This window comes from Streptomyces roseochromogenus subsp. oscitans DS 12.976 (assembly GCF_000497445.1).
Classification (GTDB): domain Bacteria; phylum Actinomycetota; class Actinomycetes; order Streptomycetales; family Streptomycetaceae; genus Streptomyces; species Streptomyces oscitans.
The window spans coordinates 7,037,054-7,057,283 of sequence record NZ_CM002285.1; the positions used below are offsets into that span (position 1 = coordinate 7,037,054).

At 68.5% G+C, this 20,230-nt stretch carries 12 protein-coding genes and 1 pseudogene; 7 read left to right on the plus strand and 6 right to left on the minus strand.

Annotated features, from left to right (window positions below; translation table 11 throughout):
- The 3 genes from M878_RS80085 to M878_RS80095 all read left to right on the plus strand — a co-directional run.
- The coding region (locus tag M878_RS80085) for a sugar ABC transporter permease (protein ID WP_023551277.1) at positions 1 to 837 on the plus strand (837 nt) is incomplete at its 5' end.
- A gap of 202 nt (positions 838 to 1,039) precedes the next feature.
- Complete coding sequence (locus M878_RS80090; protein WP_023551278.1) at positions 1,040 to 2,710, plus strand: glycoside hydrolase family 13 protein; 1,671 nt, start codon at positions 1,040 to 1,042, stop codon at positions 2,708 to 2,710.
- A gap of 155 nt (positions 2,711 to 2,865) precedes the next feature.
- The gene (locus M878_RS80095) at positions 2,866 to 4,239 is read left to right on the plus strand and encodes an alpha-amylase (protein WP_023551279.1); all 1,374 of its coding nucleotides are present in this window, start codon (positions 2,866 to 2,868) and stop codon (positions 4,237 to 4,239) included.
- A 17-nt stretch (positions 4,240 to 4,256) separates the two neighbouring features.
- Here the strand turns inward: M878_RS80095 and M878_RS80100 are convergent, their stop codons facing one another.
- Entirely contained in the window at positions 4,257 to 5,132 is an 876-nt protein-coding gene (locus tag M878_RS80100; protein WP_023551280.1) for a PhzF family phenazine biosynthesis protein, read from the minus strand.
- Between the two features lie 271 nt (positions 5,133 to 5,403).
- On the opposite strand from M878_RS80100, the gene M878_RS80105 reads away from it, so the two are divergent.
- From M878_RS80105 to M878_RS80115, 3 genes are all read left to right on the plus strand, one after another.
- Positions 5,404 to 5,781, plus strand: a complete 378-nt coding sequence (locus M878_RS80105; protein ID WP_023551281.1) for a restriction system modified-DNA reader domain-containing protein — start codon at positions 5,404 to 5,406, stop codon at positions 5,779 to 5,781.
- Between the two features lie 64 nt (positions 5,782 to 5,845).
- Positions 5,846 to 7,477, plus strand: a complete 1,632-nt coding sequence (locus M878_RS80110) for a DUF262 domain-containing protein (protein WP_023551282.1) — start codon at positions 5,846 to 5,848, stop codon at positions 7,475 to 7,477.
- Positions 7,467 to 8,666: a type II toxin-antitoxin system HipA family toxin gene (locus M878_RS80115; protein ID WP_023551283.1), complete on the plus strand. Its 1,200-nt coding sequence runs from the start codon at positions 7,467 to 7,469 to the stop codon at positions 8,664 to 8,666. The genes M878_RS80110 and M878_RS80115 overlap by 11 nt, the downstream gene beginning before the upstream one ends.
- Positions 8,667 to 8,718: 52 nt before the next feature.
- Here the strand turns inward: M878_RS80115 and M878_RS80120 are convergent, their stop codons facing one another.
- Positions 8,719 to 10,788 (minus strand): carbohydrate-binding module family 20 domain-containing protein, encoded by a 2,070-nt coding sequence (locus tag M878_RS80120; RefSeq protein ID WP_023551284.1) that lies wholly within the window; start codon positions 10,786 to 10,788, stop codon positions 8,719 to 8,721.
- Between the two features lie 167 nt (positions 10,789 to 10,955).
- Between M878_RS80120 and pulA the strand changes: the two genes are divergently transcribed.
- Positions 10,956 to 16,364: a pullulanase-type alpha-1,6-glucosidase gene (gene pulA / locus M878_RS80125; protein ID WP_051430131.1), complete on the plus strand. Its 5,409-nt coding sequence runs from the start codon at positions 10,956 to 10,958 to the stop codon at positions 16,362 to 16,364.
- Here pulA and M878_RS80130 read toward each other — a convergent pair.
- The 4 genes and pseudogenes from M878_RS80130 to M878_RS80145 all read right to left on the minus strand — a co-directional run.
- A complete protein-coding gene (locus tag M878_RS80130) occupies positions 16,361 to 17,050 on the minus strand; it encodes a TetR/AcrR family transcriptional regulator (RefSeq protein WP_106962770.1) in 690 nt (229 codons plus the stop codon). The two genes, pulA and M878_RS80130, sit on opposite strands and share 4 nt — an antisense overlap.
- A gap of 47 nt (positions 17,051 to 17,097) precedes the next feature.
- Positions 17,098 to 18,156: a PDR/VanB family oxidoreductase gene (locus M878_RS80135; RefSeq protein ID WP_023551287.1), complete on the minus strand. Its 1,059-nt coding sequence runs from the start codon at positions 18,154 to 18,156 to the stop codon at positions 17,098 to 17,100.
- Positions 18,156 to 19,034, minus strand: coding sequence for a metal-dependent hydrolase (locus M878_RS80140; protein WP_031226315.1), 879 nt, complete (start codon positions 19,032 to 19,034; stop codon positions 18,156 to 18,158). The genes M878_RS80135 and M878_RS80140 overlap by 1 nt, the downstream gene beginning before the upstream one ends.
- A 98-nt stretch (positions 19,035 to 19,132) precedes the next feature.
- Positions 19,133 to 20,230, minus strand: a pseudogene (locus M878_RS80145) (hypothetical protein); the annotation flags it as partial.

Sequence of the window (20,230 nt, forward strand, 5' to 3'; positions counted from 1 at the left end):
CGCCGGCGCGACGAGCGCGGCCCGGCCGGCACCGCCCTGCTGCACGGCGGCCTCGTCGTGGCGAGCCTGATCGCGCTCGCCCCGGTGGCCTGGCTGGTCTTCCTGTCCCTCGGCCCCGAGAAGGACGACTATCTGCACCCGGGCAGGATCCTGGGCAAGCTCACCTTCTCCAACTACAGCTTCGTGCTGCAGCACACCGGGTTCTTCGACTGGTTCAAGTCGACGATGATCGTGGCGGGCGGCACCACCCTGATCGGTGTCTTCGTCGCCGCCACCACCGGCTACGCGGTCTCCCGGATGCGCTTTCCCGGCTACAAGCAGCTGATGTGGGTCCTGCTGCTGACCCAGGCCTTCCCGATCGCCATCCTGATCGTGCCGATGTACGAGATCTTCAGCGAACTGGATCTCATCGACACCTACTGGGCGCTGATCGTCATCAACTGCACCACGGCCGTGCCGTACAGCGCCTGGCTGCTCAAGGGATACTTCGACACCATCCCCTTCGAGATAGACGAGGCGGGGCGCGTGGACGGACTGACCCCCTTCGGTACCTTCTTCCGGCTGATCCTGCCGCTTGCCCGCCCGGGCCTGGCCGTGGCCGCCTTCTACAACTTCATCACCGCCGTCGGCGAGGTCGCCTTCGCGACGACCTTCATGCTGGACGACTCGAAGTACACCTTCGCCGTCGGTCTGCAGACCTTCGTCAGCGAGCACGACGCCCAGTGGAACTACATGGCCGCCACCGCGGTGCTGATCGCGATACCCGTGTCGCTGTTCTTCTACCTCGTACAGAAGAACCTCGTCACCGGCCTGACGGCGGGCGGCACGAAGGGCTGACAGCCCCCGAAAAGAGGCTCCCGCGCCGAGGCCGGCGCGGGTAGGCGGCGCGGCCCCCTCCCCCAGCTCTCGGCTTCGCTCGAGCCGGGGGGACCCCCAGCCCCCGCTGTGACCGCGGCCGCCTCGTACCCCACCCCCGGTCCCCGGCACCCGCCGTACCCACGCGCCCATGACCAGAACCCTTTTACCCATCAAGGACGCCATGAGCCAGCAGCACCCTGCCGCACCGGCCCCCCACTCCGCCGCAGCCGCCGTAGCCGACCGTCGCCGCGACTGGTGGCGGGACGCGGTCATCTACCAGGTCTACCCACGCAGCTTCGCCGACAGCAACGGCGACGGCATGGGCGACCTGGCAGGCGTTCGCTCCCGCCTGCCGTACCTGCGCGACCTCGGCGTCGACGCCGTGTGGCTCAGCCCCTTCTACGCCTCGCCGCAGGCCGACGCCGGCTACGACGTCGCCGACTACCGCGCCGTCGACCCGATGTTCGGCAGCCTGCTGGACGCCGACGCGCTGATCCGCGACGCCCATGACCACGGCCTGCGCATCATCGTGGACCTGGTGCCCAACCACTCTTCCGACCAGCACGAGTGGTTCAAGCGCGCCCTCGCCGAGGGCCCCGGCTCGCCGCTGCGGGAGCGATACCACTTCCGCCCCGGCAAGGGGAAGAACGGCGAACTCCCGCCCAACGACTGGGAGTCCATCTTCGGCGGCCCGGCGTGGACGAGGGTGGCCGACGGCGAGTGGTACCTGCACCTCTTCGCCCCGGAGCAGCCGGACTTCAACTGGGAACACCCGGCCGTGGGCGACGAGTTCCGCTCGATCCTGCGCTTCTGGCTGGACATGGGCGTGGACGGCTTCCGCATCGACGTGGCCCACGGCCTGGTGAAGGCCGACGGCCTGCCCGACCTCGGCTCGCACGACCAGCTCAAGCTGCTGGGCAACGATGTCATGCCGTTCTTCGACCAGGACGGCGTTCACGCGATCTACCGCCAGTGGCGCACGATCCTCGACGAGTACGCGGGCGAGAGGATTTTTGTGGCGGAAGCCTGGACCCCGACCGTCGAGCGCACCGCCAACTACGTCCGCCCGGACGAACTCCACCAGGCCTTCAACTTCCAGTACCTGAGCACCGGGTGGGACGCGAAGGAACTCCGTACGGTCATCGACCGCACCCTGGAGGCGATGCGCCCGGTGGGCGCCCCCGCCACCTGGGTCCTGTCCAACCATGACGTCACCCGGCACGCCACCCGCTTCGCCAACCCGCCCGGCCTGGGCACCCAGATCCGCACGGCGGGGGACAGGGAACTGGGCCTGCGCAGGGCGAGGGCGGCCACCCTCCTCATGCTCGCGCTCCCCGGCTCGGCATACATCTACCAGGGCGAGGAGCTGGGCCTCCCGGACGTCGTGGACCTCCCCGACGAGGTGCGCCAGGACCCGGCGTACTTCCGCGGCGCCGGCCAGGACGGCTTCCGCGACGGCTGCCGCGTCCCGATCCCCTGGACCCGTACGGGCTCCTCGTACGGCTTCGGCACCGGCGGCAGCTGGCTCCCCCAGCCGGCCGAGTGGGCCGACCTGAGCGTGGAGGCACAGACGGGCGCCCCCAACTCGACCCTGGAGCTGTACCGCGCGGCGCTGACCACCCGCCGGACCGAGCCCGACCTCGGCGCGGGCGAGACCGTGCAGTGGCTGCGCGCCCCCGAGGGCGTCCTGACCTTCCGCCGCGGCGGGTTCGTGTGCGTGGCGAACACCACGGGGGAGCCGGTGACGACCCCCGCGTACGGCCGCGTCCTGCTGTCGAGTGGTGAGGTGACCGAGTCCGACGGCGAGACGAAGGTGCCGGCCGACACGACGGTGTGGTTCACCACGACCTGACGACCCGTCGAGAAGTTTTTGCATCAACTTCACAACGGCCCGCTGTCTTTCAGGCAGCGGGCCTTTAACATCTGCGTCACCGCAAGTTTGCTGAAAGATTGCAGCAAGCGCCTTCAGCGGGCTCCCCAAGCCTTCAATGACGAAGGAACCCCCACATGGCACGCAGAACCCTCTCCGGGGCGGTCGCCCTCACGGCCGCCGCCCTTGTCATGACCCCAACCACGGCGAACGCCTCCCCGCCCGGCACCAAAGACGTCACTGCCGTCCTCTTCGAGTGGAACTACGCCTCCGTGGCCCGTGAGTGCACCAGCACCCTCGGTCCCGCCGGCTACGGCTATGTCCAGGTCTCCCCGCCCGCCGAGCACATACAGGGCTCGCAGTGGTGGACCTCGTACCAGCCGGTGTCGTACAAGATCGCGGGTCGGCTCGGCGACCGCACCGCCTTCAAGAACATGATCGACACCTGTCACGCGGCCGGCCTGAAGGTCGTCGTCGACACCGTCATCAACCACATGTCGGCGGGCAGCGGCACCGGCACCGGCGGCTCGACGTATACGAAGTACGACTACCCGGGCCTGTACTCGTACCCCGACTTCGACGACTGCACCTCGCCGGTCACCAACTACCAGGACCGCTGGAACGTGCAGCACTGCGAACTCGTAGGCCTGGCCGACCTGGACACGGGCGAGGAGTACGTCCGCAAGACGATCGCGGGCTACATGAACGACCTCCTCTCCCTCGGCGCGGACGGCTTCCGCATCGACGCGGCCAAGCACATCCCGGCGGAGGACCTGGCGAACATCAAGAGCCGCCTGACGAACCCTTCCGCCTACTGGAAACAGGAGGTCATCTACGGCGCGAACGAGGCCGTCCAGCCCTCCGAGTACACCGGCAACGGAGACGTCCAGGAGTTCCGCTACGCCTACGACCTCAAGCGCGTCTTCAACAGCGAGAAGCTGGCCTATCTCACCAACTTCGGCGAGGGCTGGGGCTACCTCAGCAGCTCGGTCGCCGGCGTCTTCGTCGACAACCACGACACCGAACGCAACGGCTCCACCCTCAACTACAAGGACGGCGCCAACTACACCCTGGCGAATGTCTTCATGCTCGCCTGGCCGTACGGCGCCCCCGACATCAACTCCGGCTACGAATGGTCCGACGCGGACGCCGGCCCGCCCGGCAACGGCCAGGTCAACGCCTGCTGGCAGGACGGCTGGAAGTGCCAGCACGCCTGGCCGGAGATCAAGTCCATGGTCGCCTTCCGCAACGCGACGAGGGGCCAGGCCGTCTCCGACTGGTGGGACGACGGCAGCAACGCGATCGGGTTCGGGCGGGGGAGCAAGGGCTACGTGGCGATCAACCACGAGTCCTCGTCCCTGACCCGCACGTACCAGACGTCCCTGCCTGCCGGGACGTACTGCAACGTGCAGAACGACACGACGGTGGCGGTGAACTCCAGTGGGCAGTTCACCGCCACCCTTGGCAGCAACACCGCGCTGGCGATCTACGTCGGCAAGTCGACCTGCTGATCCACCCGACGGCGCGCTCAGCCGATACGAACTCCTGTGCCGCTGACGCGGACGCGCCGGTCGCCCGTGCGCAGTGTCACCATGAGTTCGCCCGGGCGGCCCAGGTCCTCGCCCTGGTGCAGGGTGAGGACCGCGTGGTCGGGGACCAGACCGAGCTCACGGGCGTACGCGCCGAACGCGGCGGCCGCGGCGCCCGTCGCCGGGTCCTCGACGACGCCGCCGACGGGGAACGGGTCCCGGACATGGAAGACGGTGGCCGACTCCCGCCACACCAGCTGGACCGTGGTGAGGTCCAGGCGGTGCATCAGGGCTTCGAGGCGTGCGAAGTCATACGCGAGATCCGCGAGGCGCGCGCGGGTCGCCGCCGCGAGAACGAGATGGCGGGCGCCGGCGAATGCGACACGGGGCGGAAAAGCCGGGTCGAGGTCGGCGGCCGGCCAGCCGAGTGCGGCGAGCGCCTCCGCGAGGTCGGCGTCGGCGATCTCCTCGATGTGCGGCTCGACGCTGGTGAGCGTGGCCCTGAGTGTCCTGCCCTCCTCAGTCACCTCCACAGGCACGGTGCCGACGCGCGTCGAGAACACCAGGTCCCCGGGGCCGATCCGCTCGGCGAGCGCGATGGCGGTCGCGACGGTGGCGTGCCCGCAGAACGGCACCTCGGCCTTGGGGCTGAAGTAACGGATGCCGTATGCCCGCCCCTCCTGGCCGCCGAGCCCCTTTGGGAGGGCGGTCAGGAACGCGGTCTCCGAGTATCCGAGGTCGGCGGCGACGGTCAGCATGTCGCCGTCGTCCAGGCCGCTGGCGTCCAGAACGACACCGGCGGGGTTGCCGCCGGCGGGGTCGCTGGAAAAGGCGGTGTAGCGCAGCACCTCGGGCCGCGTCGCATTCGTCGTCATGATCGCGCTAACGGAGGGCAGGCCCGCGGCTATTCCTGGACGCGGACGGAGGCATGACCGGCAGACGGACGTCGTACCAGCCGACTCCGTCGTCCCACCGGCCCACGAGGCAGGCGTCCCGCCTGTCACCACTGTGTTCGTCCCCTTCCAGACCCGCAGCAGCCGAGATCTTCACCGCCTTTCGGCTTTCGGGTCGACGGCCCCTACACCTACCGGGTAACTTTCACTGTGACAGTGATGTGAGTGAGAGTGGAATCTTCGAGGGGAGCTGATGACGCGCACCATCAGGGTCGACGACGAGGTCTTCGCCAAGCTCCAGAGCCTGGCTGAACCTTTCGTCGACACGCCGAACAGCACACTGCGCAAGCTCCTCGGCCTGGACAGGCCCGCCTCGGGCGCCGGGAGCAGCGCGCTGGGCCCCCTGCTCGCGGACGGCAGGCTGAGTGTTGGCCAGCGTCTGGTGTGGCGTCGGCGCAACCTCAATCAGGTGCACTATGTGACCGTCATGGCCGATGGTGGCCTGTGTCTGGAGGACGGCAGCGTCCACACCACCCCGTCGGCGGCTGCCACGGCTCTGGCCGGCAACCAGCAGAACGGCTGGAAGGCGTTCGCCACCGAGGACGGCACTCCCCTAGGGGACCTGCGGTGACCCGCGCCGCTCGAGGCCTGTCGGCTTACGATGTGAACGCCCCAGGAGGTGGATCTTGGCCGGAGTGACCCAGCCGAAGGTGAGCCGTGTCGCTCCGCCTGAACTCGTCGCATGGGCTCGGAGCGGACGGATCCGGGTGCCGCAGTTCCAGCGGTCGTACCGCTGGGACTCCGAGGACGCCGAGCGATTGTTCGACAGTATTTTCCGCGGCTATCCGATCGGTAACCTGCTGATGTGGCGCAAGCCCGCGCCTGCCGCCGAAATCTCCTTGGGGGAGCTTCGGCTCAAGGCGCCAGAACGCTCCGACGCGCTGTGGGTCGTCGACGGACAGCAGCGGCTCACCTCCCTGATCGGTGCGCTCACCGCGTCCGAGGAGACGGTGGACCGCCGCTTCCGGATCTTCTTCGATCTACGGGACAAGAAGTTCCTGTCCGCACCGCATTCGAAGCAACCGGCCGACCACTGGCTCCCTGTCTGGGTGGCGGGTGACAACCGTCGGCTTCTGGCGTGGCAGCGTGAGCGGAACTGGCTGACCGACGAGGACTTCGACAGGTGCGACGCTGTCGCCACGGCCATCCGCACTTACGAGATCCCCATGTACGAGATCGAGGGGGACGACGAGCAGGCGCTGCGGGAGATCTTCGACCGGATGAACACATTCGGCAAGACGCTGAAGCGCGCTGAGATCTTTCAGGCCCTGCACTCCGCTCCACTGGATGTGCAGCCGTCTGACCTGGAGGCGCTGCGGGAGCGTCTGCGTGCCCTGGAGTTCGGTGACTTCACCTCCCAGATACTGATGCAGAGCGTCATGGCTCTGCGCGGCGGGAAAGTCGACCGCGACTTCCGGCAGGAGTTCAAGGACGACGAAGATCTGCACTCCGCGTTCTCCGCCACGGAGAAGGCCCTGCGATTGGTGGTCGAGTTCCTCAAAGCGGATGCCCGTATTCCCCACATGCGTCTTCTGCCGTATGCACTGTTCGTGCCCGTCCTTGCCCGGTTCACCCACCTCTTCGGGCGCCCCCAGGGCCGGGCCACCGAGTTGCTCCGCCGCTGGGTCTGGCGCGGCTCGGCGATCGGCGCGGCTCCGCAGGGCAACACTGTCGCGCTACGGCGCAATGCCAGCGCGATTGAGGACGACCCCGTGGCCAGCGCGGGAAGACTGCTGGGGCTGTTGCCGCCGGGTGGTGAGCAGTGGCAACCCGACCTCGCCCAGACGGCCCTAAACCGGGCGCAGGCGAAAATCAATGTCCTTGGCCTGCTCTCGGCGCATCCCGTTCTGCTGATCAATGTCCGGGACGCCGAAGAGAACCTCCACGCCGCAGGAACGCGGATCGAGCGAACTCGGTTGCTGACCGAACTTCTCGACACAGGTACGTCGCCGCTGTTCCCGGTTGTGGAAAGTCCTGACAGGACCATCGGCAACAGAATCGTGCACCCTGGCTTCTCCGTGTCGGCAGCAGCGCAACTCCTTCCGAGCGCCACCCCGGAGACACGCCGCTCCCACTGCGTCGACGACGGATGCATGGAACTCCTCACCCAGGGACGCCTGGACGACTTTCTTCGCCGCAGATCGGAGTTGGTCCGGAAGGTGATCGCCGACCACGTCCAGAGCATGGCCCTGTGGGGCTTCTCCGACGGGCCGGAACCCGAAAGCCTCTTCTCTGACCACCTCTGGGGAGTCCCCGATGCAACCTGACGCGACCGCTTCGGTTTTCCTGGGGGAACGCCGAGTAGGCATTCTCGGCTATCACAAGGGAAACACCTGGTTCGACTACACCGATCTCAGCCCCGACCATCCGGTCCTGGGCCAGGGTTTCGAGCAGGACCCGCGCAAGCGGCGCTCCGGAAGCGGAAGCGTTCCGGAATGGTTCGCCAACCTGCTTCCGGAGGTCGGTAGCGGCCTGCGGCAGTTGGTGGCCACGGAACTGGGCAAACGCCGGCTCCATGACTTCGCCCTGCTGTGCCACCTCGGCGAGGATCTTCCCGGTGCGGTGCGCGTGGTCCCCAACGCCTCGCTCGATGGACTGCCCGATCACGATGCGGAGGACGAGTGCGCCCATGACCACGGGCTGCGCTTCTCGCTGGCTGGTGTGCAACCGAAGTTCTCCATGCGCCATGACGGCAAGGCTTTGGTGCTCCCGGCTACCGGCAGCGGCGGGGACTGGATCGTGAAGCTGCCCGACGAGCGTTTTCCCGACGTGCCGGCCAATGAGTTCGCCATGCTGGAGTGGGTGCGCAGAGCCGGAATCGATGTGCCCGAGGCTGAGCTGGTCAGGGGCGGCGATCTGCGCAACTTGCCAGAGGGCGCGATCCAGCCCGGCGCGCTCGCCCTTGCGGTGCGCCGGTTCGACCGCACCGAGGCCGGGCGGGTCCATCAGGAGGACTTCGCGCAAGTACGAGAGGTGTCGGCGGAGGCCAAGTACAACAAGGCCACATACGAGGGCATCGGCAGGGTGATCAGGGCCGTGTGTCCGGCCGAGGACGCCGTCGAGTACCTGCGGCGCCTGGTCGCCATCGTCGTCATGGGAAACTCAGACGCGCATTTGAAGAACTGGACCCTCCGCTATCCAGAAGGTAAGCAGGCACGGCTCTCTCCTGCCTACGATCTGGTCTGCGTCACCGCCTATCCCAAGACTCAGGCCGACCCGAATCTCGCTTTCCCCTTGGGCGGCACCGTCAAATCCGAACTGATCACCTCCGAGCATTTCCGAAAGATCGCTCCTGCACTCCAGCTGTCCGAGAGCCAAGTGATCAGCACGCTTCAGGAAACCGTGGACGCCTTGGCTTCGTCGTGGGCCGATGTGAAGCGTGAGTGCCCCGTCCCGCTCTTTGTCACTGACACCGTCGACAAGAGGCTGAAGGGCCTGCCGCTCGTGCGTCGCTGACCCGGTCCGCCTCGTGCCGGACCGGGCGCGCGTACAGTTCGCGGTGAACGGGCTACTTCCAGGTGTCGCTCGTCGTGTAGCCCGACGAACTGCCCGTCGTGTACGAGCGGTTCGTCCCGGACTCCCAGGTCACGTTTCCGGAGCCGTCCTTCTTCAGGTATTTGTAGTCGAAGGACGTGCTCTTGGGGACGATGACCAGCCGGCTCCAGTTCGGGTACGACGCCGAGGACAGCGGGATCGCGTCGCTCGTGTTCCAGGAGCCGAGGGACGGGATCGAGCCCACGACGTAGACGTTGGTGCCCCAGTCGGTGGTCGCGTTCTCGTTGAAGGTGACGTCGGTGGCGTCGGCGTCCGCCACATTCCAGGAGTTGTTGAGCGAGAGGGCCGAAGTGGTCGTGGTCGCCGTCCTGTTGGCGTTCGACTCCCAGGTCACATTGCCCGAGCTGTCCTTCTTGACGAACTTGTAGGTGAACGACGTGTTCACCGGCACGCTCACCTCGCCCGACCAGATCGGGTAGCCGGACGAGGACAGCTGGATCGCCTTCGAGGTGTCCCAGCCGCCCAGGGCCGCGATGGACCCGACCACGTACACGTTCGTGCCGGACGTCGTGGACGCGTACTCGTTGAACGTCGCGTTCACCGTGTCGCCCGAGCCGCCGCCCGCGTCGGAGCAGCCGACCGTGCAGGTGTAGGACGAGTTGTAGAAGGCGACCGCGCTCTTCGCCGGGAAGGTGATCGACGCGCTGCCGCCCGACACGGTCACCGTCGTCTTGCCGCCGTCGACGACGTTCTTGTACGTGCCGTCCGCCATGCCCGTTGTGAACGAGTAAGTCGCGCTGCTCGTACCGTTGTTCAGGGCGAAGAAGCCCTTGCCGCTGCGGCCGAAGCCGATGACGGACGAGGACTTGCTCTGCCAGTCGGAGACGGCTGCCGTATCGGCCGCGTTGTGCCAGGCCACCATGCCGACCACGGCCGTGTCGCGGTCCAGGCAGTACCAGGCGCCGCCGGAGCAGTCCGTGTTCGTGACGAAGCCCGAGGAGTTCGGCGGGGCCTGGTCGCTCTGTGTCCATTCCCAGCTGGCGTACACCGTGGGCGTGGACCACCTGTAGGCGAGCTGGAAGAGGTTGGCGAGCTTGTAGGTGTCGCCGTCCTTGTAGGAGAGGTGCAGGCCGTTGCGTTCCGTGTCGTGGTTGGTCACGAAGGAGACCGAGTTCGCGGCCGGCAGGATGCCGCTGCTCTCGATCGAGGACAGGTCGGAGACGTTGCCCTGGAAGGCCGACTTGAGCTTGGACGCGTACGTGAAGTCCAGGGCGTCACCCGAGGCGTAGTAGTCGCTCGGCTGCGGGGTCGCACCCGGGTAGATCTCCTGGAAGACGTACGGCGCCGTCCCGGACGTCGTGTTCGTCAGCTTGGACTCGATCGCCGCCAGGTCGGCCTCGGGGATGTGCTTGGCCGCGTCGACCCGGAAGCCGTCCACACCCAGCGCCAGCTGGGAGTTGAGGTAGTTCGCGAGGCCGGCGCGGACGGTGTCCGACTCGGTCTTGAGGTCGGGCAGGCCGAGCAGTTCGCAGTTCTGGACCTGGGTCAGGTTCGAGTAGTCCTGGATGGTCAGGTCCGAGGTCGGGCACTCGCTGGAGTCGTGATAGTCGGTCCGGCTCCAGTTGGGGGTGGAGTACTTGTTGGTGATCGTCGTGCCGTCGTAGCCCGTGCCGGTCTGCGCGGCGGTGTGGTTGATCACCGCGTCCGTGTAGACCTTCACGCCCGCCTTGTGGCACGCGGTGATCATGGCGCTGAACTTCGCCTGGCTGCCGAAGCGGCTGTTCAGGCTGTACGAGTACGGCTGGTAGACGTCCCACCAGTAGTACGACGACTGCTTCAGGGACTCCTCCGGCGGTGCCACCTGGACCGCGCCGTAGCCGGTCGGGCCCAGGATGTTGGTGCACTCGGCGGCGACCGAGTCCCAGTTCCACTCCCACAGGTTGGCGATCACATCGCCCTTGGCGGTGGTGTCCGCCTGTGCGGCCGGCGCGGGAAGTGCGATGGCTCCAGCCAGTGCCAGGGCGCCTGCGGCCGCGGCGGTCGCGCTGCGGCGGAGGACACCCGGGGGTCGGTGTCTGCTCATGTGCGGCTCCGAGAGAAAGGTTGCAGAAGGATCGGGATTCAACAACCGGTGAGCGTGCGGCAGTTGAGAAGGGCACGTCAAGGTTGACGTTGAAACTTCTTGCTATGAATTTCAAGCCTCTTGCTGTAAAGCTTTCGTTGGGGATACGGTCACGCCGGGTCGTACCCATGAGAGCCGCATTCGCTAGGAGTTACCGCGTGATACGCAGAGCGAGACGGGCCGCGGCCGTCACCGCCGCAGCCCTCGCCGCCGCCCTGATCCAGCCACTCGCGGCACACGCCGCACCCACGCCTCCCGCACCCCCCTCGGACGCGGCCCTCGCCGCCCAGCCGTCCCGCCACGACGACACCCGCGAGCAGTTCTACTTCGTCATGCCGGACCGTTTCGCCAACGGGGACACCGGCAATGACAAGGGCGGCCTCACCGGCTCCCGCCTCTCCACCGGCTACGACCCCACCGACAAGGGCTTCTACCAGGGCGGCGACCTCAAGGGCCTGACAAAGCGGCTCGACTACATCAAGGGGCTGGGGACCACCGCCATCTGGATGGCCCCGATCTTCAAGAACAAGCCCGTGCAGGGCACCGGAGCCAACGCCTCCGCGGGCTATCACGGCTACTGGATCACCGACTTCACCCAGGTCGACCCGCACTTCGGGACGAACCAGGACCTCAAGACCCTCATCTCCCGGGCCCACGCCAAGGGCATGAAGGTCTTCTTCGACGTCATCACCAACCACACCGCCGACGTCGTCGACTACGAGGAGAAGTCCTCCGACTACCTCTCCAAGGGCGCCTTCCCGTATCTCACCAAGGACGGCAGGCCCTTCGACGACGCCGACTACGCCGACGGCGGCAAGAAGTTCCCGGCCGTCTCCCGCGGCTCCTTCCCCTACACCCCGAAGGTCACCAGCAACAGCAAGGTCCCGGCCTGGCTCAACGACCCGACGATGTACCACAACCGGGGCGACTCGACGTTCGCCGGCGAGTCCACCACCTACGGCGACTTCTCCGGCCTGGACGACCTGTGGACCGAACGTCCCGAGGTCGTCCACGGCATGGAACAGATCTACGAGCGGTGGGTGAAGGACTTCGCCGTCGACGGCTTCCGGATCGACACCGTCAAGCACGTCGACATGCCGTTCTGGACCCAGTGGGCCACCGCGCTCGACACGTACGCGGCCGCGCAGGGGCGGAAGAATTTCTTCATGTTCGGCGAGGTCTACTCCGCCGACACCTCCGTCACGTCCCCGTACGTCACACAGGGCCGCCTCGACGCCACCCTCGACTTCCCGTTCCAGGACGCGGCCCGCGCCTACGCCTCCCAGGGCGGCAGCGCCCAGCGGCTCGCGAGCGTCTTCGGCGACGACTGGAAGTACACGACCGACAAGGCCAACGCGTACGAGCAGGTCACCTTCCTCGGCAACCACGACATGGGCCGCATCGGCTACTTCCTGAAGCAGGACAACCCGAGGGCCACCGACGCCGAGATCCTGAAGAAGGACCGGCTCGCCAACGAGCTGATGTTCCTCAGCCGGGGCAACCCGGTCGTGTACTACGGCGACGAGCAGGGCTTCACCGGCTCCGGCGGCGACAAGGACGCCCGCCAGACCATGTTCGCCTCCAAGGTCCCCGACTACCTCAAAGACGACGAGATCGGCACCGACCGCACCCACGCCAGCGACTCCTACGACGCCGGCGCCCCGCTGTACCGGGACATCGCCGGCCTCTCCAGGCTCCGCAAGGCCAACCCGGCCCTGACGGACGGCGCCCAGACCGAGCGCTACGCGGCCGACGGCGCCGGAATCTACGCCTTCACCCGCACGGACGCGAGGACCGGGCAGGAGTACGTCGTCGCCCTCAACAACGCGAGCGAGGCGAAGACGGCCACCTTCGCGACCGGGTCGGACGACATGTCGTACCGGGGGATCTACGGCGCCACCGACACCGTGAAGTCCGACGGCGACCACAACGTCACCGTCACCGTCCCGGCCGAGTCCGCCGTCGTCTACAAGGCCGCCGGCTCCCTCGCCGGGCCCGCCGCCAAGCCGGCCATCACCCTTGAGCCCCCGGCCGCCGGAGCCACCGGCACGGTGGACCTCGGCGCCGACGTCGAGGGCGGACAGCTCAACCGGGTCGTCTTCGCCGCGCAGGTCGGCAACGCCGAGTGGCAGGTGCTCGGCTCCGCCGACCACGCCCCCTACAAGGTGACCCAGACCCTCGGCAAGGCCGTACCCGCCGGGACCGCCCTGCGCTACAAAGCCGTCGTCGTCGACTCGGCCGGGCACACCGCGAGCGCCACGGCGAGCAGCACCAGCGGCACCCCGCCCGCGCCCGAGGTCCCCACGGCCTCCTCCCGGGACTACGCGATCGTCCACTACAAGCGCACCGACGCCGACTACGGCAACTGGGGCCTGTACGCCTGGGGTGACCTCGCCGACGGCGAGGCGACCCAGTGGCCGGCCAGCCATCCCTTCATCGGCCGGGACGCATACGGCGCCTTCGCGTACGTCAAACTCAAGCCGGGCGCCTCGAACGTCGGCTTCCTGGTAATCGACAAGAACGGGAACAAGGACGTCTCGGCCGACCGGAGCATCGACATCACCAAGACGGGGGAGGTCTGGGTCGAGCAGGGGAAGCCGGACGTACTGACGCAGAGGCCCGCCTATCCCGCGCAGGACACCACCAAGGCGGTCATCCACTACCACCGCGCCGACGGGAACTACGACGGCTGGGGCCTGCACGTCTGGACGGGTGCCGCGCACCCCACCGACTGGTCGAAGCCGCTCACGCCGGTGAAGACTGATGCCTATGGCGCGGTCTTCGAGGTGCCGCTCACCGCGGGTGCCACCAGCCTCAGCTACATCGTCCACAAGGGCGACGACAAGGATCTACCGGCCGACCAGTCCCTGGACCTCAAGGCCGACGGCTACGAGGTGTGGCTGTTGAACGGGCAGGAGAAGCATCTGCTGCCCCAGCCGGCGGGCAGCGCGGCCGCCCTCGACCTGAGCACCTCCAAGGCGGTCTGGATCGACCGGGACACCCTCGCCTGGAACGGCGTGGACGGCGCCGCCTCCACCCAGCTGCTCTCCTCCCAGGACGGCTCGATCACCGTCAAGGACGGGACGCTGACCAGCGACGACGAGCGCTGGATCCGGCTGGAGAAGACCACACTCACCGACGCCCAGAAGGCGAAGTTCCCGTATCTGAAGGACTACACGGCCTGGTCCGTGGACCCGCGTGACCGGGACCGGGTGCCCGACGCGCTGAAGGGCCAGCTGGTCGCGTCGCAGCGGGCCGCGAACGGCGCCGTGCTGGCCGCGACCGGAGTGCAGATCGCAGGGGTGCTGGACGACCTCTACCCCGGTGCCACGAAGGCCGCGCTCGGGCCGGTCTTCCACGACGGCAAGCCGACCCTCTCGGTGTGGGCGCCCACGGCACAGAGCGTCTCACTGGAGCTGGACGGCTCTGTCAAAGCCATGCGCCGCGACGACACCAGCGGCATCTGGTCCGTCGCCGGACCCGCGTCCTGGAAGGGCAAGCCCTACCGGTACGTCGTGAAGGTCTGGGCGCCCAGCGTCCGCAAGCTGGTCGTCAACAAGGTCACCGACCCCTACTCGGTCGCCCTCACCGCCGACTCCGAGCGCAGTCTCGTCGTCGACCTGGACGACAAGTCCCTTGCCCCCGGCGGCTGGTCGAGCCTGCGCAAGCCCCGGGCCGTACCGCTGAAGGACGCGCAGATCCAGGAGCTGCACATCCGGGACTTCTCGGTCGCGGACAAGACCGTTCCGGCTGATCACCAGGGCACCTACCTGGCCTTCACCGACAAGAACAGCGACGGATCCAGGCACCTGCGCGCGCTGGCCGAGGCCGGCACGTCCTATGTGCATCTGCTGCCCGCGTTCGACTTCGCCACCGTGCCGGAGAAAAGGGCCGACCAGGCGAGGCCCGACTGCGATCTGGCCTCCTATCCGGCCGACTCCGACCAGCAGCAGGCGTGCGTGGCGAAGACCGCCGCGAAGGACGCCTACAACTGGGGCTACGACCCGTACCACTTCACCGTCCCCGAGGGCTCGTACGCCACCGACCCGGACGGCACCGCCCGTACGGTCCAGTTCCGCAGGATGGTCCAGTCCCTCAACCAGGACGGGCTGCGGGTCGTCATGGACGTCGTCTACAACCACACCGCCGCGAGCGGCCAGGCGGACACCTCCGTGCTCGACAAGGTCGTGCCCGGCTACTACCAGCGTCTCCTCGCCGACGGAAGCGTGGCCAACAGCACCTGCTGTGCAGGCACCGCGCCCGAGAACGCCATGATGGGCAAGCTGGTCGTGGACTCGATCGTCACCTGGGCCAAGGAGTACAAGGTCGACGGGTTCCGCTTCGACCTCATGGGCCATCACCCGAAGGCCAACATCCTCGCGGTCAGGAAGGCGCTCGACGCGCTGACCGTCGCCAAGGACGGCGTCGACGGCAAGAAGATCATCCTGTACGGCGAGGGCTGGAACTTCGGCGAGGTCGCGAACGACGCCCGGTTCGTGCAGGCCACGCAGGCGAACATGGCCGGCACCGGCATCGCCACCTTCTCCGACCGGGCCCGGGACGCGGTGCGCGGCGGCAGCCCCTTCGACTCCGACCCCGGCGTCCAGGGCTTCGCGTCCGGGCTGTACACCGACCCCAACTCATCGTCGGCGAACGGTACTCCGGCCGAGCAGAAGGCCCGGCTGCTGCACTACCAGGACCTGATCAAGGTGGGTCTGAGCGGCAACCTGAAGTCATTCGCCTTCACGGACACCGACGGCAAGGAGGTCAAGGGCTCCGAGATCGACTACAACGGTTCGCCCGCCGGTTACGCGGACGCACCCGGCGACGCCGTCGCCTATGCGGACGCGCACGACAACGAGTCGCTGTTCGACGCGCTGGCCTACAAGCTGCCCGCGAGGACCAGCGCGGCCGACCGGGCCCGGATGCAGGTCCTGGCGATGGCCACGGCCGGCCTCTCGCAGGGGCCGTCCCTGTCCCAGGCGGGCACCGACCTGCTGCGCTCGAAGTCGCTGGACCGCAACTCCTTCGACAGCGGTGACTGGTTCAACGCCATCCACTGGAACTGCGCCGACGGCAACGGCTTCGGGCGAGGGCTGCCTCCGGCGGCCGACAACCAGGCCAAGTGGCCGTATGCCAAGCCGCTGCTGAGCACGGTCAAGGTGGGCTGCGATCAGATCACCGGCGCCTCGGCCGCCTACCAGGATCTGCTGAAGATCCGTACGACAGAGAAGGCGTTCTCGCTGGGTACGGCCGCGCAGGTGCAGGACCAGCTGTCCTTCCCGCTGTCGGGGAAGGACGAGACACCGGGTGTGATCACCATGCGGCTCGGTGACCTGGTCGTCGTCTTCAACGCCACCCCGCAGCGGCAGGAGCAGACGATCGGCGCGCTCGCCGGTACGGACTACCGACTGCACCCGGTACAGGCCTCCGGCGCCGACCCGGTGGTGAAGACCTCGGCGTTCGCCTCCGGCACGGGGACGTTCGCTGTTCCGGCGCGGACCGTGGCGGTGTTCACACGGGCGGGGAATTCCTAGGAACCGAGGGCGATGAGCCGGCCGATCAGCTCCGCGAAGGGGCCGTCGGCCGGCTCGTCCTTCACCATCTGCTTCAGCAGGGTCGCCATGTCCTCGTCGTAGGCCGCGCTGACCGCGGCCAGCGCGGCGAAGTCGTGTACCAGCTGGATCTCCAGCTCGCCGCGCGGGATGCGGCGGCCGTCCAGCCAGATCAGTGCCGTGGACTCGGCGAGGGAGATCCAGGAGCGGACGACCAGCTCCAGGCGCGGGGGAGCGTCGATGACGCCGAGGTGGGAAAGCATCTGTTCGTACGCGGCCTGCCGTACGGAGTCGATGAGGGCGTTGGTGGCAGAGGAGCCGACCGCCGGTCCGCCGCGCATCAGCGCCGAGAAGCCGGGGCCGTGTTCCTCCACGAAATCGAAGTAGCGGCGCATCACGCGCAGCAGCCGGGCGCCGAGCGTGCCCTTGTGCGGCTCGGCGAAGCGGTCCGCGAGATCCTGCGCGGCACGCTTCAACGCGGCTTCGTACAGGCTGAGTTTGCCGGAGAAGTAGTGGTACACCAGCGGACGTGAGATGCCCGCCGCCGTCGCTATCTCGTCGATGGAGACGTCGTCGGGCGAGCGTCGGCTGAACAGGTCGAGGGCGACGCCGATCAGCTGCTGCCGCCGCTCCTCGACGCCCATCCTGCGGCGAACCCCGGTACTCATGGGCACACCTTACCGATCGGATTCCGACCAGCTTCGGCCGCAGGTGTTCACATGTCGAGCACCAATCGATCGCTCCGGGACCGCGACACACAGATCAGCATCGAGCCGGCGCGCTCCTCGTCCGTCAGCAGCTCGTCCCGGTGGTCGATCTCCCCTTCCAGCACCCGCTGTTGACAGGTCCCGCAGAACCCCTGCTCACAGGAGTAGGCGGTGTCCGGCAGTTCCCGGCGTACGGCGGCCAGCACGGTGGAGTCGGCCGGTACGGTCAAGGTCCGCCCGCTGCGCCGGAGTTCGACCTCGAACGCGGCGTTGCCGTCGGATGACGTGCGGGGCGCGAACCGTTCGAGACGGACGTCCGGGAAGCGTGCCGCGACGGCCGCCATGAGCCCCTCGGGACCGCAGCAGTAGACGGCGGCCCCCTCGCTCACTTCGAGAGCGTCGAGGTCGGGCCTTCCCTCCACGACGGTCACCCTCCCCGAGGCCCGGCTTCTCCTGCCCGGGGGGACCCCCATCCGGCCCAGCTTCTCGACCTCCTCCAGGAAGGGCATCGAAGCCCGGTCACGCCCCGCGTACAGCAGCCGCCACTCGGCGTTCTCCGGGAGTGCCCGCAGCATCGGCAGCAGCGGCGTGATCCCGATCCCGCCGGCGACGAAGACGTACGACTCAGCCTCGACCAGCGGGAAGCGGTTCCGCGGCCCCCGCACCTCCAGCTCCATGCCCTCCGTCACCTGCTCGTGCACCTCGCGCGAGCCGCCCCGCCCGTTCTCGACCAGCCGGGTCGCGACGGTGTACGAGGACGTGTCCTCGGGGTCACCACACAGCGAGTACTGCCGGACGAGCCCCGACGGCAGCACGAGGTCGAGATGCGCGCCGGGCTCCCAGCGGGGCAAGTCCTTCCCCTCAAGGCGGAGTTGAACGACACCGTCGGCCACGGTCTCGTGCGAGGTCACCAGCAGCCGCAGCGCCCGCGAGCGCGGACGGCCCGAGATGGGCTCCTCCAGCGCGGGCATCGGCCACAGCGGCGAGACCTGGATACGGCGGCGCAGGGCCTGCCGGGTCAGCAGGGCGGCGCCCGCGAGGAGCGCGACGGTACGCAGCTTCGGCATCAGGCGGCCCTCTTCTCCGCCGCCGTGGCCGCGGGGGAGGAGGCCAGATAGGCGACGGCCTGCTCGGTGTCGCCCTCCTGCGAGGGGTGGTAGTCGCGGCTCAGATAGCGGGGGATGGACCTGAGCATGTCTCCGGTCCCGGGAAGCAGGCCGCGCCGGCCGCGGTCGTAGAGGTCCTTGAAGCTGGCCTTGCCGTCGATGAGGGTCGGGTCGTTCTCCATGAAGAAGCGCGCCCCGCGCTGCCAGAGGAACACCAGCGCAGAGAAGGCCGTCGCCCAGGTCCGTACCCTTCGGCGGTAGCTGCCGTCGACGTGCATGAACAGCTCGAAGGCCACGGAGCGGTGCTCGACTTCCTCCGCGCCGTGCCAGCGCAGCAGGTCCAGCATGGTCGGGTCGGCGCCGCGCCGGTCGAGTTCCTCGGCGTTGAGCACCCAGTTGCCGAGGAACGCGGTGTAGTGCTCGATCGCGGCGATGAGCGCGACCCGCTCCATCAGCCACCATCGGCGCGGCCGGCCCGGCGGCAGCGTCCGGTCGCCGAGCAGCTTCTCGAAGAACCAGTCGACCTGCGCGGTGTACGGCGTCGGGTCGAGGCCCTGCTCGCGCAGGTGCGGCAGCACCTCGTCATGGGCCTGGGAGTGCATCGCCTCCTGGCCTATGAACCCCATGACGTCCTCGCGGAGCCGCTCGTCGCGTATGTACGGCAGCACCTGCTTGTACACGTGCACGAACCACCGCTCACCGGCGGGCAGCAGCAGGTGCAGCACGTTGATGGTGTGCGTGGTGAACGGGTCCCCTGGCACCCAGTGCAGCGGCGTGCCGTCCCAGGAGAAGGACACCTTGCGTGCCTTGAGCGGCACCCGGGCCTGCGTATTAGACATGGCGTCAATGTACTGGCGGGTAGAGCTGCTGAGAACCCCTGTGGAAGGGCTTGTTTACGCGGTTGTCAGCAACCGAGGGCTGCTCCGCCGGACCGCCCTTACCGCAACCCGTTGATCGCCTGACCGTTCTCCAGTGTGCCCTTCAGCGTGGCCCGAGCCCCCTGCTTGGCCCGGGCCACCAGGAACTGGCCCTGCCCGGCGGCGGTGACCCCGCCCCCCGCCTGGATCGACGCCGTGTCCTTGTCGCCCGCCGCCAGCAGATACCAGTGCCCGGCCGCGGACTTCCACAGCACCCCGGCGAGCACATGGGGATCACGCGGACCGCAGGACAGCGCATCCGTGCCCTTGGCGACCACCGCCGCCGCCCGTCCGCCCGGCGTACGGAACTGGGCCAGCGCGCCCGTACCGTCGCCGCGCCAGGTCTCGGCCCTGGTGCACACCCATTCGGCCGCCCCGCTGCCGTCGGGCAGCGGCTGGTCGGCGTACGACCAGGCATTGACGCTGCGCACCCCGACCGAGCGCTCCGCCGCCAGCGAGCAGGCGAACGGCGCCCAGGCCGCCCGCCCGGCGGTGTCGGACACCTCGCCGGGCGAGCCGGGCTTGCCGACGGTGAGGTGGGCGGGCACCAGCTCGCCCAGGTCGGTACTGAGAGCGGTGCCGGAGGCGTCGGTCAGCTGGAGCACCGTCCAGGAGGTGCAGTTGCCGGGGCGCAGCGCGGGGCTGGCCAGCGGTGCGGTGACACCGTTGGTGACCTTCAGCGAGGTCGCGGACGAGTCCGGCTTCATCAGGTTCCGCGAAGCCGCCTTCTGCACCCAGGGCGCGGTCAGATACTGCACGTTGCCGTCGGAGCGGCCGAGCACCAGCGCGCTCGCCTCGGCGCCGGTCGCGCCGTCGGCACGGGCGAAGTCGAGGGCCGCGCCCTGGGTGCCGTCGACCGGCTCGGCGTACCGGGCGATGCGCAGACCGTCGTAGAACACCACCACGCGGGCGTTGTCCACCTGGCCCGCGTACAGCAGCTGGGGCGGGCCGGCCGGGCCGCCGATCTCGGTGCCGGCCGTCGCCGAGACATGGACCGTCGCGCCGGGGCGGGCCCAGACGGCGAGGGCGCGGTGCAGCAGGCCGGAGTCGCCGGTGAGCGGGCCACGGGCGGGCCACGCCGAGAAGTCGGTGCGGGCGGCGGACTCCCAGGCGGTGGG

What these genes read in the sequence shown, in the direction of transcription:
- M878_RS80140 (WP_031226315.1), bottom strand. Translation starts at nt 19,034, where the DNA reads ATGTCTAATACGCAGGCCCGGGTGCCGCTCAAGGCACGCAAGGTGTCC.
- M878_RS80120 (WP_023551284.1), bottom strand. Translation starts at nt 10,788, where the DNA reads ATGAGCAGACACCGACCCCCGGGTGTCCTCCGCCGCAGCGCGACCGCC.
- M878_RS80090 (WP_023551278.1), top strand. Translation starts at nt 1,040, where the DNA reads ATGAGCCAGCAGCACCCTGCCGCACCGGCCCCCCACTCCGCCGCAGCC.
- M878_RS80095 (WP_023551279.1), top strand. Translation starts at nt 2,866, where the DNA reads ATGGCACGCAGAACCCTCTCCGGGGCGGTCGCCCTCACGGCCGCCGCC.
- M878_RS80105 (WP_023551281.1), top strand. Translation starts at nt 5,404, where the DNA reads ATGACGCGCACCATCAGGGTCGACGACGAGGTCTTCGCCAAGCTCCAG.
- M878_RS80100 (WP_023551280.1), bottom strand. Translation starts at nt 5,132, where the DNA reads ATGACGACGAATGCGACGCGGCCCGAGGTGCTGCGCTACACCGCCTTT.
- M878_RS80135 (WP_023551287.1), bottom strand. Translation starts at nt 18,156, where the DNA reads ATGCCGAAGCTGCGTACCGTCGCGCTCCTCGCGGGCGCCGCCCTGCTG.
- M878_RS80115 (WP_023551283.1), top strand. Translation starts at nt 7,467, where the DNA reads ATGCAACCTGACGCGACCGCTTCGGTTTTCCTGGGGGAACGCCGAGTA.
- M878_RS80130 (WP_106962770.1), bottom strand. Translation starts at nt 17,050, where the DNA reads ATGAGTACCGGGGTTCGCCGCAGGATGGGCGTCGAGGAGCGGCGGCAG.
- pulA (WP_051430131.1), top strand. Translation starts at nt 10,956, where the DNA reads ATGAGAGCCGCATTCGCTAGGAGTTACCGCGTGATACGCAGAGCGAGA.